Here is a 15,726-nt window from a genome sequence, read left to right as displayed (position 1 = left end):
CCTTTCCTGCGGCGTCGGTTATTCCGGCGCCCGCAGCCACTCCCGATTCAGCGTTTCGCTATCGCCAAGATAATCCAGCAGCCATAACAGGGCCGGAGAGGCATCGCTTTGCTGCCACGTCAGACAGCAGGCAGCATCCGGGAATGGGTTCTCCAGCTCCAGCGCCGTCCATTCACCGCTATCGAGCCACGGCTTTGCTAAATGCCCGGGCACCATCCCGACGCACAGCCCCGCGGAGAGACAGGTTTCAGAGGCATCCCAGTCCGGCACAACCACCCTCTTCTGGTTATCGAGCAGCCAGGTGGTCCGCTTCGGCAGCGAGCGTGAAGTATCCTCTCTGACCAGCGATGGCCAGTTGCGCAGGACGTCATCGCTTAAAGGTCCCGTCATTTTGGCCAGCGGATGGTGGCTTGCGACGACGCAGTCCCAGCTCAGCATTCCCATATCACGAAAGGCGTAGCGGCCCCCGACCGGAATTGAGCGCGTTGCGCCGATCGCCAGCTCCACGCGACCGTCGGCCAGCGCATCCCAGACGCCGTTGAACACCTCCTGAAAAACAATCAGCTCAACGTCATCAAAGTGACGATAGAAATCAACGATCATCTGCCGCATACGCGTTGGCTTAACGATATTATCCACCGCGATAGAGAGCTGTCCGCGCCAGCCGTTGGCTATCTGCTGACACTGCTGGCGGGTGATCTGCATTTTTTTGATAACAGATCGCCCTTCCTGCAAAAACCAAACGCCGGCAGGGGTTAGCTCGACATCCCGATGGCGGCGTTCAAATAGCGGCACCGCCAGCCACTCTTCCAGCTGACGCACGGTATAGCTGACGGCCGAAGGGACGCGGTGCAATTCCTGCGCAGCGGCGCTAAAGCTGCCGTTGCGGGCGACAGCATCGACAACTTCAAGCGAGTATTCAGACCACATTTTCTGCCTGCAAAATTTTTGAATTCACCTGACAAATATTAGCGTTTCACAAGCCTGAATGCACTCCCTACACTCTGCGCCATCGTACCTGCATCACTAAAAAGAGAATGATATGCAACAACCTGGGAAAGGATTTTTAGTCTGGCTGGCCGGACTCAGCGTTCTGGGCTTTCTGGCCACCGATATGTACCTGCCGGCTTTTGCGGCCATGCAGCAAGATCTGCATACCTCAGCGGCGTCGATCAGCGCCAGCCTGAGTCTGTTTCTCGCGGGCTTTGCGCTGGGCCAGCTTTTCTGGGGGCCCATCTCCGATCGTTACGGCCGTAAACCGGTGCTGTTGAGCGGACTGGCCATCTTTGCCATCGGCTGTCTGGGCATGCTTTGGGTCCGCGATGCTACGCTGATGCTGGCGCTGCGTTTTATCCAGGCTCTGGGGGTTTGCGCCGCCGCGGTGACCTGGCAGGCTATGGTGACCGATTATTATCCTGCTCAAAAAACCAACCGCATTTTCGCCGCCATTATGCCCCTGGTGGGATTATCGCCTGCGCTGGCGCCGCTGCTCGGCAGCTGGTTACTGGTTCATTTTGAATGGCAGGCTATTTTTGCCGTTCTGTTCGCCATTACCCTGCTGTTAATGCTGCCAGCCCTGCGCCTGAAGGCGGCGAAAAAAAGGATCGTCAGCGCCCAGCAGAAGCTTACGTTCCTCGCCCTGCTGCGTTCGCGGGAATATAGCGGCAACGTGCTGATCTATGCCGCCTGTTCCGCCAGCTTCTTTGCCTGGCTGACGGGGTCGCCGTTTATCCTTCACGAGATGGGCTACGGCCCGACCGTTATCGGCCTGAGCTATGTTCCGCAAACCATCGCGTTTCTGGTAGGTGGCTACGGCTGCCGGGCGGCGCTGCAAAAATGGCAGGGCCAGCAAATTCTGCCGTGGCTGCTGGCGATCTTCGCCGTCAGCGTGGCCGCCACCTGGCTGGTTGGCCTGCGGGAAAATGCAACCCTGGTGGGATTAATGATTCCGTTCTGCGCCATGGCAGTGGTGAATGGCGGTATCTATCCTATCGTCGTCGCCCAGGCATTGAAGCCCTTCCCTGAGGCGACAGGCCGCGCCGCGGCGTTGCAAAACACCCTGCAGCTTGGCCTCTGTTTTTTGACCAGCCTGCTGGTCTCCACGCTGATCGCCACTCCGCTGCTAACGACCACCAGCGTGATGCTGGTCTCCATCGTGCTGGCCGGAATCGGCTACCGCATGCAGCATAAGGCCGCGCATCTGGAAACAGAATCGTCACATGCTTAAGGTATTCTGCTGATAGTTGCCAGATCCAGTAGTTAGCTTGCTAAGATATTTTTGTTGAAAGCCTGTTTTTAGCGGCCTATACTGGATCCGGCATCACATAAATAGAAAGATTAGTTGATTTTTAACGGGAGCAGGATGCATCCCGTTTTACCATGGAAGGCCTTTCGGCAAGGGTTATCTCCCTTCCTCTGTTCTACGTCGGATAGCAGCCTTACGGATTATCCGTGAGATTTCTCACAAAGCCAAAAAAGCGTCTACGCTGTTTTAAGGTTCTGATCACTTGGGCGTGATGGAGAAGCTATGAGTTCATCGTGTATAGAAGAAGTAAGTGTACCAAATGATGACTGGTACCGAATCGCAGCTGAATTATTAAGCCGTGCGGGCATTGAAATTAATGGTCCTGCGCCCTCCGATTTGCGGATTAAAAACCCTCATTTTTTTAAACGCGTTTTGCAGGAAGGGTCGCTGGGTTTAGGCGAGAGCTATATGGACGGCTGGTGGGATTGCGAGCGGCTGGATATATTTTTCCATAAAGTATTACGCGCCGGTCTGGAAAATCAGCTTCCCCATCATTTCAAAGATACCCTGCGTATCGCCACTGCACGCTTATTCAATCTGCAAAGTAAAAAACGGTCCTGGATTGTCGGGAAAGAGCATTACGATTTAGGCAACGATCTGTTCAGCCGCATGCTCGATCCCTATATGCAGTATTCCTGCGCTTACTGGAAGGATGCGCATAATCTGGAAGACGCACAGCAGGCAAAATTAGATCTCATCTGCCGTAAACTTCAGCTTGAGCCGGGGATGCGGGTGCTGGATATCGGCTGCGGCTGGGGTGGACTGGCCTACTATATGGCCAAAAATTACCAGGTCAGCGTTGTCGGCGTCACGATTTCAGCTGAGCAGCAAAAAATGGCCCAGCAGCGCTGCGCAGGTCTTGACGTTACTATCCTGCTGCAGGATTACCGCGACCTGCAAGAGAGCTTTGACCGTATCGTCTCAGTCGGCATGTTTGAACATGTCGGGCCGAAAAATTACGCCACCTACTTCGACGTGGTCGACCGGAATTTGAAACCCGAAGGCCGCTTCCTGCTGCATACTATCGGCTCGAAAAAAACCGACCATAACGTCGACCCGTGGATCGATAAATATATCTTCCCTAACGGCTGTTTGCCCTCAGTACGCCAGATTGCCGAAGCCAGCGAGCCGCATTTTGTTATGGAAGACTGGCATAATTTCGGTGCCGACTACGACACCACGCTAATGGCCTGGTATGAGCGCTTTCTGAATAGCTGGCCGGAAATTGCCGACAATTATTCGGAGCGCTTCAAACGCATGTTTAGCTATTACCTGAATGCCTGCGCCGGCGCTTTCCGCGCGCGCGATATTCAGCTCTGGCAGGTGGTTTTTTCTCGCGGTGCCGAACACGGCCTGCGCGTAGCCCGCTAAAAATTCCCCCGCTTCGGCGGGGGAATTTATTATTCGGCCGCGTTTTTCAGGGCCACTGCTGCTTCTTTTGCCGCCAGAACGCGCTCAACGGTATCGATAACGGCCTGAGTCTGCGGATCGATCTCAATATTTACCCGGTCCCCCAGCTTTTTCACGCCAAGGGTGGTGCGCTGCAGCGTTTCCGGGATCAAATGCACGCAAAACCGGGTGGGCGTCACTTCCCCTACCGTGAGGCTAATACCATCGACGCCGATATAGCCTTTATAAAGGATATATTTCATCAGCGTCGGGTCCTGAACCTTAAACCAGATTTGGCGATTATTTTCCGACGTCAGAATTTTAACCACTTCCGCGGTGGTCATAATATGGCCTGACATCAGGTGGCCGCCAATTTCATCGCTGAATTTTGCCGCTCGTTCGACGTTAACGCTGTCGCCCTCGCGCAGCGCGCCCAGATTGGTGATGCGCAAGGTCTCTTTCATCAGGTCAAAACTCACTCGCGCGCCATCGATATCGGTGACGGTTAAACAGCAGCCGTTATGAGCTACCGAAGCCCCGGTTTCGAGCCCCGCAAGCATATGCTCAGGCAGCTCCACGACGTGGGTGCGAAAGTTGGGTTTTTCATCAATGGCCACCACTCTGGCGGTCCCCTGCACAATACCGGTAAACATATTTTGCTCCTGTATGAATTCGTAACGGTATCAAGACCGTTTTAGGCTATGACACGAACAATAACAGGTGGCAAAACAGGTTGCCAGCGCACAACGTGTTGTGCGATTTTTTCACTGGCTAAATGGCTAATCCTCGCTACAATAGTCTGGCAAATCCCTCTGCTTTTTCTTCTTGCTGCCCCTGATGGCGGCTTTTTTAGTCCTCCAATAACAACAATATAAAGGTGTTTACGTGCAGAAGTATTTTATTGAAGCGCGTCAGTTATTAGCACTGGCTATACCCGTTATACTCGCCCAGGTCGCCCAAACCGCCATGGGCTTCGTCGATACCGTGATGGCGGGCGGCTATAGCGCCACCGATATGGCGGCCGTCGCCATCGGTACCTCCATCTGGCTGCCGGCAATCCTCTTCGGCCACGGTCTGCTGCTGGCCCTGACGCCCGTTATTGCTCAACTGAATGGTTCCGGCCGTCGCGACCGCATCGCCCACCAGGTACGCCAGGGGTTCTGGCTGGCGGGCTTCGTCTCGATCCTGGTCATGGTGGTACTGTGGAACGCCGGCTACATCATCAGCTCCATGCATAACATCGACCCGGCGATGGCGGAGAAGGCGGTCGGCTACCTGCGGGCGCTGCTGTGGGGGGCGCCAGGCTATCTGTTATTCCAGGTGGCGCGTAACCAGTGTGAAGGCCTGGCGAAAACCAAGCCGGGCATGGTAATGGGATTTATCGGTCTGCTGGTCAATATTCCGGTGAACTACATCTTTATCTACGGTCACTTTGGCATGCCTGAGCTCGGCGGGATCGGCTGCGGCGTGGCGACGGCTTCGGTGTACTGGGTGATGTTTTTCTGCATGCTCTCCTGGGTTCGCCGCGCGCGTTCGATGCGCGATATTCATAACGCTGAGCGCTTCAGCAAACCGGATTTCGCCGTTATCCAGCGTCTGGTGCAGCTGGGCCTGCCGATTGCGCTGGCGCTGTTTTTCGAAGTGACCCTGTTTGCCGTCGTCGCGCTGCTGGTCTCACCGCTGGGCATTGTCGACGTGGCCGGGCACCAGATTGCCCTAAACTTCAGCTCGCTGATGTTCGTATTACCGCTCTCCCTGGCGGCGGCGGTAACCATTCGCGTCGGTTTCCGTCTCGGGCAAGGCTCGACTCTGGAGGCGCAAACGTCGGCCAGAACCGGCGTCGGGGTTGGAGTGTGTTTGGCCGTGATTACGGCGGTTTTCACCATTCTGATGCGTGAGCAAATCGCCCTGTTGTATAACGATAATCCTGAGGTTGTCGCGCTGGCGTCCCAGCTGATGCTGCTCGCGGCGATCTACCAGATCTCTGACTCCATACAGGTGATCGGCAGCGGCATCCTGCGCGGTTATAAAGATACGCGTTCCATCTTCTTTATTACCTTTACCGCCTACTGGGTTCTGGGGCTGCCGAGCGGCTATCTGCTGGCTCTGACCGATATCGTGGTGCCGCGCATGGGTCCTGCTGGCTTCTGGTGCGGATTTATCATTGGCCTCACCTCCGCTGCCGTAATGATGATGCTGCGCATGCGTTTCCTGCAGCGTCAGCCTTCCAGCGTCATATTGCAGCGCGCCGCGCGCTAATCTCTGGCGGCAATTTATCGATACCTGACGGCGCTGATTCAGCGCCGTTTTCGTCTCTTGATGAGCAAATCCTCTTTCGCATCAGTAAAATATAACCAATATGGATAAAACTTCTGCGATCGCGAGAAATCTGGAAGAAAAGTGACGTTTGCCTCTTGCCACAACCCCTCCCTGCCGCTAATATGCGTCCCCGTTGCCACTGCAACAATGCGTTCATAGCTCAGTTGGTTAGAGCACCACCTTGACATGGTGGGGGTCGTTGGTTCGAGTCCAATTGAACGCACCATAATGCGTTTATAGCTCAGTTGGTTAGAGCACCACCTTGACATGGTGGGGGTCGTTGGTTCGAGTCCAATTAAACGCACCATAATGCGTCCGTAGCTCAGTTGGTTAGAGCACCACCTTGACATGGTGGGGGTCGGTGGTTCGAGTCCACTCGGACGCACCATTTCACAGCCTCGTGATCTGGTGCCTTATTTCTCTCCCGCATTGAATTATCCTAAAATGACCTTCAGCATTGGCAAAACGCTATTTTCTGATTTTTCCCGGTTGTGTTCTTAATATCTTTCACGATTCCGACAACTTATTTTTCGCGCTTATGTAAAGAGACGTAAAGCCCCGCGTCGCCCGAGTCCCCCCGTATTAACGCAGCGGTCATAAATATATCCTGCAGCAATATAAATGTTTTCGTTAGTTCCTAGCCTGTTATGCTCGCAGCCACTTTAAACAAGCGGAACGGTAGCCACGGCATAATTCAGATTATTTCAAAAAATATCACCGCAAACCGGTTTGACTGTTCAAAAATACCGACTAAATTTAATTGCTGAACGACAACGGATACGTAATTAAATCGTATCTACCTGACATAAACTCACAGAGGTATGAAAATATGGCAGAACATCGTGGTGGTTCCGGTAATTTCGCTGAAGACCGTGATAAAGCATCTGAAGCTGGACGTAAAGGCGGTCAGCACAGCGGTGGTAATTTTAAAAACGATCCGCAACGTGCATCTGAGGCCGGTAAAAAAGGCGGTCAAAATAGTCATGGTGGCGGACGCAAATCTGACAACTCCTGATTATTAATCGATTCATTCTCTTGTAATTAATAAGAGTATCCTGCGGGTCTGCGGACTCGCAGTTATTCTCTAGCATTAAGGATATTCCCAATGAATATGAAGAGCATAGAAGACGTTTTTATTCATCTGTTATCGGATACTTATAGCGCGGAAAAACAATTAACCCGCGGCCTGGCTAAACTAGCCCGGGCGGCGTCAAGCGAGCAGCTTAGCGCCGCATTCAAAGCGCATCTCGAGGAGACCCAGGGGCAAATTGAACGTATCGATCAAATTGTCGAACAAGAAGCCAATATCAAAATTAAGCGCATGAAATGCGTGGCGATGGAGGGGCTTATAGAAGAAGCTAACGAGGTTATTGAGAGTACTGAGAAAAATGAAGTGCGCGATGCCGCGTTAATTGCCGCTGCGCAAAAAGTTGAACATTATGAAATTGCCAGCTACGGCACTCTCGCCACTTTAGCCCAACAGCTGGGTTATAAAAAAGCGGTTAAGCTTTTAACAGAAACGTTAGAAGAAGAGAAGTCAACCGATCTGAAATTAACTGACCTGGCGGTCGGCAATATTAATAAAGAAGCACAAAATAAATAGCCAGAAAATAACCTGATATTAAGGAGTTCATTATGAATCACGTTGAACACTATCACGACTGGCTACGCGATGCGCATGCAATGGAAAAACAAGCAGAATCCATGCTGGAGTCGATGGCTGGCCGTATCGATAACTACCCCGATTTGCGCAGCAGAATTGAACAGCACGTCACCGAAACCAAGCGCCAAATTACGGTTCTGGAAGAGATTCTGGATCGTAATGATATATCGCGGTCGGTGCTGAAAGATTCAATGAGTAAAATGGCTGCGTTAGGTCAATCTATTGGCGGCATGTTCCCTTCCGATGAAATCGTTAAGGGTTCAATTAGCGGCTATGTTTTCGAACAGTTTGAAATCGCGTGTTATACCTCTCTGCTTGCCGCTGCGAAAAGAGCCGGTGACACCGCGTCTATTCCCGCCATCGAATCCATTCTGGCGGAAGAGCGGGCCATGGCCGACTGGCTGCTGAAACATATCCCGCAAACAACGGAAGAGTTCCTTCTGCGCTCTGACGCAAAAGGCGTTGAAGCTAAAAAATAAGCAATAAGGATAAGAGCCTATGTTCCGACACGTTAAGCAACTTCAGTATACCGTCAGGGTCGCGGAACCTAATCCGGGGCTGGCTAATCTCCTTCTGGAGCAATTCGGCGGCCCTCAGGGCGAACTCGCCGCCGCATGCCGATATTTCACACAGGGCCTGAGCGATGACGATCCGGGTCGCAAGGATATGCTGATGGACATTGCTACCGAAGAGCTGAGCCACCTTGAAATTATCGGCTCGCTGGTAGGTATGCTCAATAAAGGGGCGAAAGGCGCCCTGGCGGAAGGTACGGAAAACGAAGCCGATCTGTACCGCTCGCTTACCGCTAACGGCAACGACAGCCATATTACCTCTTTGTTATATGGCGGAGGCACGCCGCTGACCAATTCCGCCGGCGTGCCCTGGACCGCAGCATACATTGACACCATTGGTGAACCCACCGCGGATTTACGCTCCAACGTGGCCGCCGAGGCGCGCGCTAAAATCATCTATGAGCGCCTGATAAACGTCACCGATGACCCCGGCGTGAAGGATGCGCTGGCCTTTCTGATGACCCGAGAAGCCGCCCATCAGCTCTCTTTTGAGAAGGCGCTTCAATCCATCAGAAACAACTATCCGCCGGGCAAACTACCGCCAATCACTGACTACGCCAGCACCTACTACAATATGTCAGAGGGCGATGACATTCGCGGCAGCTGGAATAGCGATCTGCACTTCGAGTATATTGCGAATCCGCAGCCTGCAGTAGATGGCGGAGATGGCGGTGCCAGCGTTAAGCTAACGGCCGAACAAAAGGCCCTGGTGAAAACCATGGCGAAACGCACCCAATCCGACCCGGAAGGCGATCCTCTCACCGGCGCAGAACTTGGCGCGGGTAAGAAAAAGCCGTAATCAGCAACGATCGGTTGTTAATCACTTCCCCCTGCCTGGTTCGGGGGGTTGTTATGTGATGGGGTTCAGAACATGTTTGAACTCGATGCGTTTAATCTGGCAAGGCTACAGTTCGCATTTACCGTCTCTTTTCATATCCTGTTTCCGGCGATTACCATCGGACTGGCCAGCTATCTGGTGGTGCTGGAGGGGATGTGGCTGCGGACAAAAGATGACGTCTGGCGCTCGTTATATAATTTCTGGCTGAAGATTTTTGCCGTTAATTTCGGCATGGGCGTGGTATCAGGCCTGGTGATGGCCTATCAGTTCGGTACCAACTGGAGCGGTTTCTCTCAGTTTGCCGGGAGTATTACCGGTCCCCTGCTGCTGTATGAAGTCCTCACCGCGTTTTTCCTCGAAGCGGGCTTCCTGGGCGTCATGCTTTTTGGCTGGAACAAAGTCCCCCCAGGACTGCATTTTTTCACCACCTGCATGGTGGCGCTCGGCACGCTAATGTCCACCTTCTGGATCCTCGCCTCCAATAGCTGGATGCAGACGCCGCAGGGCTTTACCATTGAAAACGGTCACGTCATTCCCCAGGACTGGCTGGCGATTATTTTCAACCCATCTTTCCCGTATCGCCTGTTACACATGGCGATCGCCGCTTTTCTCAGCAGTGCGATGTTCGTGGGCGCCTCTGCCGCCTGGCACCTTCTGCGCGGGAACAATACCCCTGCCATACGTAAAATGTTCTCCATGGCGATGTGGATGGCCCTGCTGGTTGCGCCAATTCAGGCCTTCGTTGGCGATATGCACGGCCTCAATACCCTTGAGCATCAGCCGGCAAAAATCGCCGCCATAGAAGGCCACTGGGAGAATAAACCCGGCGAGGCCACCCCGCTGCTGTTGTTTGGCATACCGGATATGGAGGAAGAGCGTACCAAATACGGGCTGGAAATTCCGGCGCTTGGCAGCCTGATCCTGACCCATAGCCTGGATAAGCAGGTCCCGGCGCTGAAAGATTTTCCGAAAGAGAATCGGCCAAACTCCCTCATCGTTTTCTGGTCGTTCCGTATCATGGTGGGTATGGGCGTGCTGATGATTGCCCTCGGCGTCTGGAGCCTGTGGCTTCGCTATCAGCAGCGTCTTTTCCACTCTCGCGCCTTCCAGTGGAGCGCCCTGGCGATGGGGCCGGCAGGACTGCTGGCGCTGTTGGCCGGCTGGATCACGACCGAAGCGGGACGTCAGCCCTGGGTCATTTATGGTTTTTTACGCACCCAGGATGCGGTTTCGCTGCACAGCACGGCGCAAATGGTCGTCAGCCTGCTGGTCTTTATCGTGGTGTACTGTTCGGTCTTTGGCGTCGGTTATTACTACATTGTCCGGCTTATTAAGAAAGGGCCGCAGCCCGTCAGCGAATTGACATCGTCAACGTCCGGCACACCGGCTCGCCCCCTTTCTGCCGCAGAAGCCGTGCCTGAAGAGGAGACTCGCTAATGGGCATCGATATCCCCGTTATCTGGTTTGTCATCATTGTATTCGCCACATTGATGTATATCGTTATGGACGGCTTCGATCTTGGCATCGGAATTTTATTCGGCTTTGTACCGAATGCTCAAGAACGCGACGTGATGATGAATAGCGTCGCCCCGGTGTGGGATGGCAATGAGACATGGCTGGTGCTGGGAGGCGCGGGGCTATTTGGCGCCTTTCCCCTGGCCTACGCCGTTATCACCGATGCGCTGGCTATCCCGCTCACCGCCATGCTCATTGGCCTGATCTTCCGCGGCGTCGCCTTTGAGTTCCGCTTCAAGGCCACCCCCTCGCATCAAAAGTTCTGGGACTACTCTTTTGTCAGCGGCTCCCTGCTGGCGACCTTTAGCCAGGGGATGGTGGTAGGCGCGGTCATCAACGGTTTTGAGGTCGCCGACCGCAGGTTTGCCGGCTCGGCGCTCGACTGGCTGACGCCCTTTAGCCTGTTCTGCGGCTTAGGGCTGGTCGTCGCGTATATGCTGCTTGGTACGACCTGGCTGATTATGAAAAGCGAAGGCGCCCTACAACAGCGCATGCGTGAGCTGACTCGCCACACGCTTCTGGCGCTGATGGCGGTCATCGCCGTTGTGAGCGTCTGGACGCCGCTGGGCTGGCCCTCCGTGGCTGAGCGCTGGTTTACCCTGCCTAATTTCTACTGGTTTGTACCCGTTCCTGTACTGGTCATTGCCTTAAGCCTGTGGATCTGGCGGTTAAGCGCCCATCCTGGTAGCCATGCCCGCCCTTTCCTGCTTACGCTTGGGCTCATTTTTCTTGGCTTTAGTGGTCTGGGTATCAGTCTCTGGCCCAACATCATCCCTCCGCATATTACGCTGTGGGAAGCCTCCGCGCCGCCCGCCAGCCAGCTCTTTATGCTGGTAGGGACCCTGCTTATCATTCCGGTGATTTTGGTTTACACCGCATGGAGCTACTACGTATTCCGCGGCAAAGTTTCCGGCACTGAAGGCTATCACTGAGGTGCGCTATGGCGGACTGGCATACGCGAGCCATCATTTATCAGATTGATTCAGCCCTGTTTTACGATCTCAACGGCGATGGCTGCGGCGATATCGCCGGAATGACGGCGAAGCTGCGCTATATTCGCCGAATGGGCGCGACGGTGATCTGGATAACGCCCTTCTACCTGACGCCTTTTCTGGATGAGGGTTACGATGTCAGCGATCATCTGCAGGTCGATCCGCGCTTTGGACAACTGGCGGATATCATTGCCTTTATCGAGCAGGCCCGTGAACTGGGGATGCAGGTCATTATTGAATTGCTGATTCAACATACCTCTGACGCGCACCCCTGGTTTCAACAAGCGCGCCGCAGTCGACGCTCGCCGTTTCGCGACTATTACCTGTGGTCAGACAACGATGATGATGATACGCCGCCGATGTTCCCCGGCGTCGAAGAGAGCATCTGGTCCTGGGATGCTGAGGCCGGGCAATATTATCGGCATATGTTTTATCGTCATGAACCGGATCTCAACCTGGCCTCGCCAGCGGTCATCAAAGAGGTCGAAAATATCGTCATTTTTTGGCTAAAGCTGGGGGTGTCCGGCTTTCGCCTCGATGCGGCCTCACATCTGACTAAGCAGGCCGGACGCGGCGAGGAGAAACGCGGGCTGTGGCTTCTCGAACATCTACGCCGCCTGATTGAACGGCACAACCCGCAGGCCATACTGCTCGGCGAAGTCGACGTTGAGGTGGCGGAGTATCGCGACTATTTTGGCGATAATAATCGACTTAATATGGTGCTTAACTTCTGGTTGAACAAAAATTTTTACGTCAGTCTCGCGAGTAAGAACGCCCGTCCGCTGATCGACGCCATCACGAAAACCATCGTGCCGCCCGACGCCTGCTGCTTCGCCAACTGGCTACGTAATCACGATGAACTGGATCTTGAAGGGGTAGGCCGCAAGAAAAAGCAAACCGTGATGGATGCCTTCGCCCCGGATAAGGAGATGAACGTTTACCAGCGCGGTATCCGCCGTCGGCTGGCCCCCATGCTGAACGGCGATCGGCGGCGGCTGGCGCTCTGTCATGCCGTACTCTTTTCGCTCCCCGGCGTACCGATAATGCGCTACGGGGATGAAATTGGGATGGGTGACAATCTGGCCCTGGAAGAGCGCTACGCGGTGCGCACGCCGATGCAATGGGCCGGCTCAGCGGGCGGCGGTTTCTCCGCAGCCGATCCTGCTACTTTTGTCGCTCCATTGATCGATAAGGGGCCGTTTCGCTATCAGAAGGTCAACGTCGCTGATTCGCTGCTGCACCGCCATTCCCTTCTGCATCGCATTATAGATATCGCCAATACGCGGTGCGAGTTTCCGGAAATCGCCGTTGCGCCTTTTCGCATTATCGGCATCGATCGGCAGGCGATTCTGGGGATTTGCTACGATGCCGACCAACGCCGCGTCATCACCTTTCTTAATTTCAGCGACAAGCGCGTGCGCTTCACCGCGAAAGAGATTGCCGAGGGCGTCTGGACGCCCTGCCTGGCCGACAAAACCTATGCTGACGACCTTGTTGCGGGTAAGCGCGTTGAGCTGGAGATTGGCGCCTATGGCTACCGATGGTTCTGGACCAACAGTAGCGCGCTGCGTTAGCGTTTTTTACGCGAGATAAACCATTTTGCCAACAACCATCCCGCCGCTGCCGCGCCGCCGAGTAGCGCTTTTCCCGGCACGCCGGAGGTGATGGCGGCGGCGCGATACTTCGCCTCTGAGGAAAAACGCCCGTGGGTTTTATGCAGTCCGCTGACCGGCTGTTGTAGATAATCCTGCCGGTCAGCGACATTCCTGTGCCGGGTCATTTGCCCTTCCCATGCTTTATTAACCATCAGTCGATCGAGGAAGCCGGGGAAGAGAAATTGCCCAACGATAGACTGGATTGTGCTGCTCCCCACCCAGAGTTCACGCACGGGCCTGCGTGCAACGTTGAAGATAGCCTCTGCGGCCACCTCCGGCTGATAGACGGGGGGCACCGGGCGCATCGCCCAGGCAAACTTATTGCGCGCCCACTCAAACTGCGGCGTATTCAGGCCAGGCATCTGTACCATTGAGATACTCACGCCGCTCTTTTCATGCATCAGTTCCGTGCGAACCGCATCGGTAAAGCCCCGAATCGCGGCCTTCGCCCCGCAGTAGGCGGACTGTAGCGGAATGGAGCGATAGGCCAGCGCGGAACCGACCTGGATAATGATGCCGCGATCGCGGGGCGTCATTAGCTCCAGCGCGGCGCGGGTGCCGTTGACGTAACCAAGATAGGTGACTTCGGTGACCCGCGAAAATTCATCGTGGGTCATCGTCCTGAAAGGCGCCAGCACCGCGCACATGGCGTTATTGACCCACACCTCGATAGCCCCTAATTGCTTTTCGATCTCGCAGGCGGCAGTGTTAATCGCATCCGCATCAGCGACATCGGCCTGAACGACATGCACCCGAACGCCAAACTGCCGCAGCGCCTGCTGCGTCGCTTCAAGGCTTTGACGATCGCGGGCGATAATCCCCACGTCATAGCCTGCCCGCGCAAAGCGAACAGCCGTTGCTTTGCCGACGCCCGCAGTACCGCCGGTGATCGTCATGACCGCCATAGAACCTCCGCCATGAAAGTGTTATTCGCCCTGCCAGCCGGGCAGTTTCTCCATCAGCATCGCCAGCGAGTAGCGTACGGATTTCTCAACGACATCCTGGCAGCCGCCGGAAAACAGCACCTTCTGCGCGTCGATTGCGCCGCGAAAATTCCATGCGAACCAGACGGTTCCCGCAGGCGTCCCGTCCTCGCCGCCGTCCGGCCCAGCGTATCCGCTTATCGCGATGCTGATATCCGCTCCGGAACACTCCAGCGCGCCCGCCGACATCTCTTCCACGGCCTGTCGACTGACGGCGCTATACTTTTCCAGCGTCGAAGCCTTAACGCCGAGAAGTTTTTGCTTCGCACGGTCGCTAAAGGTGATTAAACCAATATCGTAAAACGCAGCCGTATCCTCCTCCGCGCACAGCGCTGCCGCCAGGCTTCCCCCGGTACACGACTCAGCGGTGGTTAAGCGTAAACGACGGTCGGTCAATGCGATGGCGACTTGTTTGGTCAGCTCACCGGTGGTTTTCGCCTGGTTATAAGGATTATTCGCCATAAAGATACCTTCTTAACTTTCAGCAGGAATAATAGAAATATGTCCGTTCCTTTCCAGTATGGCATATTTGATTTTACTTAATTCCGTAATACCCTGATTCTGCCGTGCGGCCACAAGAATATCATCGCAGGAGACATCCACTTTTTTGAGTTTATCAATTAACGGAACGCCGTTTTCGACTAAAATTACCGGGCAGCCATCAAGCGCTGACTCGGCGCCAGCCATATATTTTTTCATTAATCCAAAGAGCATATCCACCACCACCAGCGTGATAATCGTCAGCATGGCGCCGGTAACCGAAAAGTCGTTCCCCAGCAGCGCCTGTTGTGTCGCTTCGCTGATGATAAGTAATAAAATCAGATCAAAGCTGGTCATTTGTAATAGCGCCCGGCGTCCGGCGATTTTAAAAACCACCAGCAAAATTAAATAAATGGCCAGCGCCCGCAACACCATCTCCATCACGTTCTCCTAAGGATAAATAAATTGCCAGAAGCGAATTTCGGGTTCGCTATTAAGCTGTAAAGCGTGATTCAGCTTGCCGGGAGCGGTGGGCGTAACGTAGAGCCATATGGAAAAATTTTCCATACTTTTCAAATTATTATAAACCAAAAAGAGTCGATCGTCCTTACTGTACATACTATCTGGCTGGGGCCAGATAGTATTGGTTTCGAGCGATGAAGTAAAATCACCGCCAAGGCTAAAAACATATTTATTGGCGACGCGCGAATGGGCAGTAATTTTTAGTCGGAACTCAGTTTGCAAACGGCCAAAACGCTCATAAACCACGGTTAAATTTTGCTGGGCATTTGTTTTTTCAGCACGGCTCAAATAGCCGGTGGAAAAAATCCCCGCCAGCGCTGCGAAGATGATTAATAATAATATCCCGAACCCGATCTTACGAGCAGCACATTCAAAATTAAGAAAAAGTTCACTCTCTTTTATCCCGGGCAGCTTCTCTTTTTCACTGACCATTTTTCACCTCACCGTTGCGCTTATCATCGCGGCGCCAGCTTAAGGAATAGCAATCAGGTTT

General features: G+C 54.1%; 16 protein-coding genes and 3 tRNA genes. 13 read left to right on the top strand and 6 right to left on the bottom strand.

Annotated features, from left to right (window positions below):
- Window positions 1-18: 18 nt before the first annotated feature.
- Window positions 19-930, bottom strand: coding sequence for a DNA-binding transcriptional activator PunR (gene punR / locus KO1_RS03520; RefSeq protein WP_004102702.1), 912 nt, complete (start codon window positions 928-930; stop codon window positions 19-21).
- A gap of 112 nt (window positions 931-1,042) precedes the next feature.
- On the opposite strand from punR, the gene punC reads away from it, so the two are divergent.
- Both punC and cfa read left to right on the top strand, forming a co-directional pair.
- The gene (punC, locus tag KO1_RS03515; RefSeq protein WP_004102704.1) at window positions 1,043-2,227 is read left to right on the top strand and encodes a purine nucleoside transporter PunC; all 1,185 of its coding nucleotides are present in this window, start codon (window positions 1,043-1,045) and stop codon (window positions 2,225-2,227) included.
- A gap of 300 nt (window positions 2,228-2,527) precedes the next feature.
- Complete coding sequence (gene cfa / locus KO1_RS03510) at window positions 2,528-3,676, top strand: cyclopropane fatty acyl phospholipid synthase (RefSeq protein WP_004102706.1); 1,149 nt, start codon at window positions 2,528-2,530, stop codon at window positions 3,674-3,676.
- Between the two features lie 29 nt (window positions 3,677-3,705).
- Here cfa and KO1_RS03505 read toward each other — a convergent pair whose 3' ends face one another.
- Entirely contained in the window at window positions 3,706-4,347 is a 642-nt protein-coding gene (locus KO1_RS03505) for a riboflavin synthase (protein WP_004102708.1), read from the bottom strand.
- Between the two features lie 232 nt (window positions 4,348-4,579).
- Between KO1_RS03505 and mdtK the strand changes: the two genes are divergently transcribed.
- From mdtK to KO1_RS03450, 11 genes are all read left to right on the top strand, one after another.
- On the top strand, window positions 4,580-5,953 hold the full coding sequence (mdtK, locus tag KO1_RS03500) for an MdtK family multidrug efflux MATE transporter (protein ID WP_004113454.1): 1,374 nt from the start codon (window positions 4,580-4,582) through the stop codon (window positions 5,951-5,953).
- A 209-nt stretch (window positions 5,954-6,162) separates the two neighbouring features.
- Window positions 6,163-6,239, top strand: a tRNA-Val gene (locus KO1_RS03495).
- A gap of 4 nt (window positions 6,240-6,243) precedes the next feature.
- Window positions 6,244-6,320, top strand: a tRNA-Val gene (locus tag KO1_RS03490).
- 4 nt (window positions 6,321-6,324) lie between these two features.
- A tRNA-Val gene (locus KO1_RS03485) sits at window positions 6,325-6,401 on the top strand.
- 441 nt (window positions 6,402-6,842) lie between these two features.
- On the top strand, window positions 6,843-7,028 hold the full coding sequence (locus tag KO1_RS03480) for a con-10 family general stress protein (protein WP_004136767.1): 186 nt from the start codon (window positions 6,843-6,845) through the stop codon (window positions 7,026-7,028).
- A gap of 90 nt (window positions 7,029-7,118) precedes the next feature.
- Window positions 7,119-7,616 (top strand): YciE/YciF ferroxidase family protein, encoded by a 498-nt coding sequence (locus KO1_RS03475; RefSeq protein ID WP_004102712.1) that lies wholly within the window; start codon window positions 7,119-7,121, stop codon window positions 7,614-7,616.
- Window positions 7,617-7,648: 32 nt separating this feature from the next.
- Window positions 7,649-8,155 (top strand): ferritin-like domain-containing protein, encoded by a 507-nt coding sequence (locus KO1_RS03470; RefSeq protein ID WP_004102713.1) that lies wholly within the window; start codon window positions 7,649-7,651, stop codon window positions 8,153-8,155.
- A gap of 19 nt (window positions 8,156-8,174) precedes the next feature.
- Window positions 8,175-9,047 carry a manganese catalase family protein gene (locus KO1_RS03465; RefSeq protein WP_004102714.1) on the top strand — a complete coding sequence of 291 codons (873 nt, stop codon included), beginning with the start codon at window positions 8,175-8,177 and terminating at the stop codon, window positions 9,045-9,047.
- Between the two features lie 72 nt (window positions 9,048-9,119).
- The gene (locus KO1_RS03460) at window positions 9,120-10,523 is read left to right on the top strand and encodes a cytochrome ubiquinol oxidase subunit I (RefSeq protein WP_004102715.1); all 1,404 of its coding nucleotides are present in this window, start codon (window positions 9,120-9,122) and stop codon (window positions 10,521-10,523) included.
- Complete coding sequence (cydB, locus tag KO1_RS03455; RefSeq protein WP_004102716.1) at window positions 10,523-11,533, top strand: cytochrome d ubiquinol oxidase subunit II; 1,011 nt, start codon at window positions 10,523-10,525, stop codon at window positions 11,531-11,533. Before KO1_RS03460 ends, cydB begins: the two co-directional genes overlap by 1 nt.
- An 8-nt stretch (window positions 11,534-11,541) precedes the next feature.
- Window positions 11,542-13,167: an alpha-amylase family protein gene (locus tag KO1_RS03450; RefSeq protein ID WP_004102717.1), complete on the top strand. Its 1,626-nt coding sequence runs from the start codon at window positions 11,542-11,544 to the stop codon at window positions 13,165-13,167.
- Here the strand turns inward: KO1_RS03450 and KO1_RS03445 are convergent.
- Genes KO1_RS03445 through KO1_RS03430 form a run of 4 tightly spaced genes read right to left on the bottom strand, consistent with a single transcriptional unit; the run spans window position 13,164 to window position 15,665 of the window.
- Window positions 13,164-14,153 (bottom strand): SDR family oxidoreductase, encoded by a 990-nt coding sequence (locus KO1_RS03445; protein WP_004102718.1) that lies wholly within the window; start codon window positions 14,151-14,153, stop codon window positions 13,164-13,166. The two genes, KO1_RS03450 and KO1_RS03445, sit on opposite strands and share 4 nt — an antisense overlap.
- 21 nt (window positions 14,154-14,174) lie before the next feature.
- A complete protein-coding gene (locus tag KO1_RS03440) occupies window positions 14,175-14,693 on the bottom strand; it encodes a 2-oxo-tetronate isomerase (protein WP_004102720.1) in 519 nt (172 codons plus the stop codon).
- A gap of 12 nt (window positions 14,694-14,705) precedes the next feature.
- Complete coding sequence (locus KO1_RS03435) at window positions 14,706-15,152, bottom strand: DUF421 domain-containing protein (protein WP_004102722.1); 447 nt, start codon at window positions 15,150-15,152, stop codon at window positions 14,706-14,708.
- Window positions 15,153-15,161: 9 nt separating this feature from the next.
- Complete coding sequence (locus KO1_RS03430; RefSeq protein ID WP_017145739.1) at window positions 15,162-15,665, bottom strand: hypothetical protein; 504 nt, start codon at window positions 15,663-15,665, stop codon at window positions 15,162-15,164.
- Window positions 15,666-15,726 lie beyond the last annotated feature (61 nt).

Origin of the sequence: Klebsiella oxytoca NBRC 105695 (genome assembly GCF_001598695.1) — a bacterium.
Classification (GTDB): domain Bacteria; phylum Pseudomonadota; class Gammaproteobacteria; order Enterobacterales; family Enterobacteriaceae; genus Klebsiella; species Klebsiella oxytoca.
Note: the sequence above shows the minus strand (reverse complement) of the source record. Positions and strands in the feature narration are given on the sequence as shown.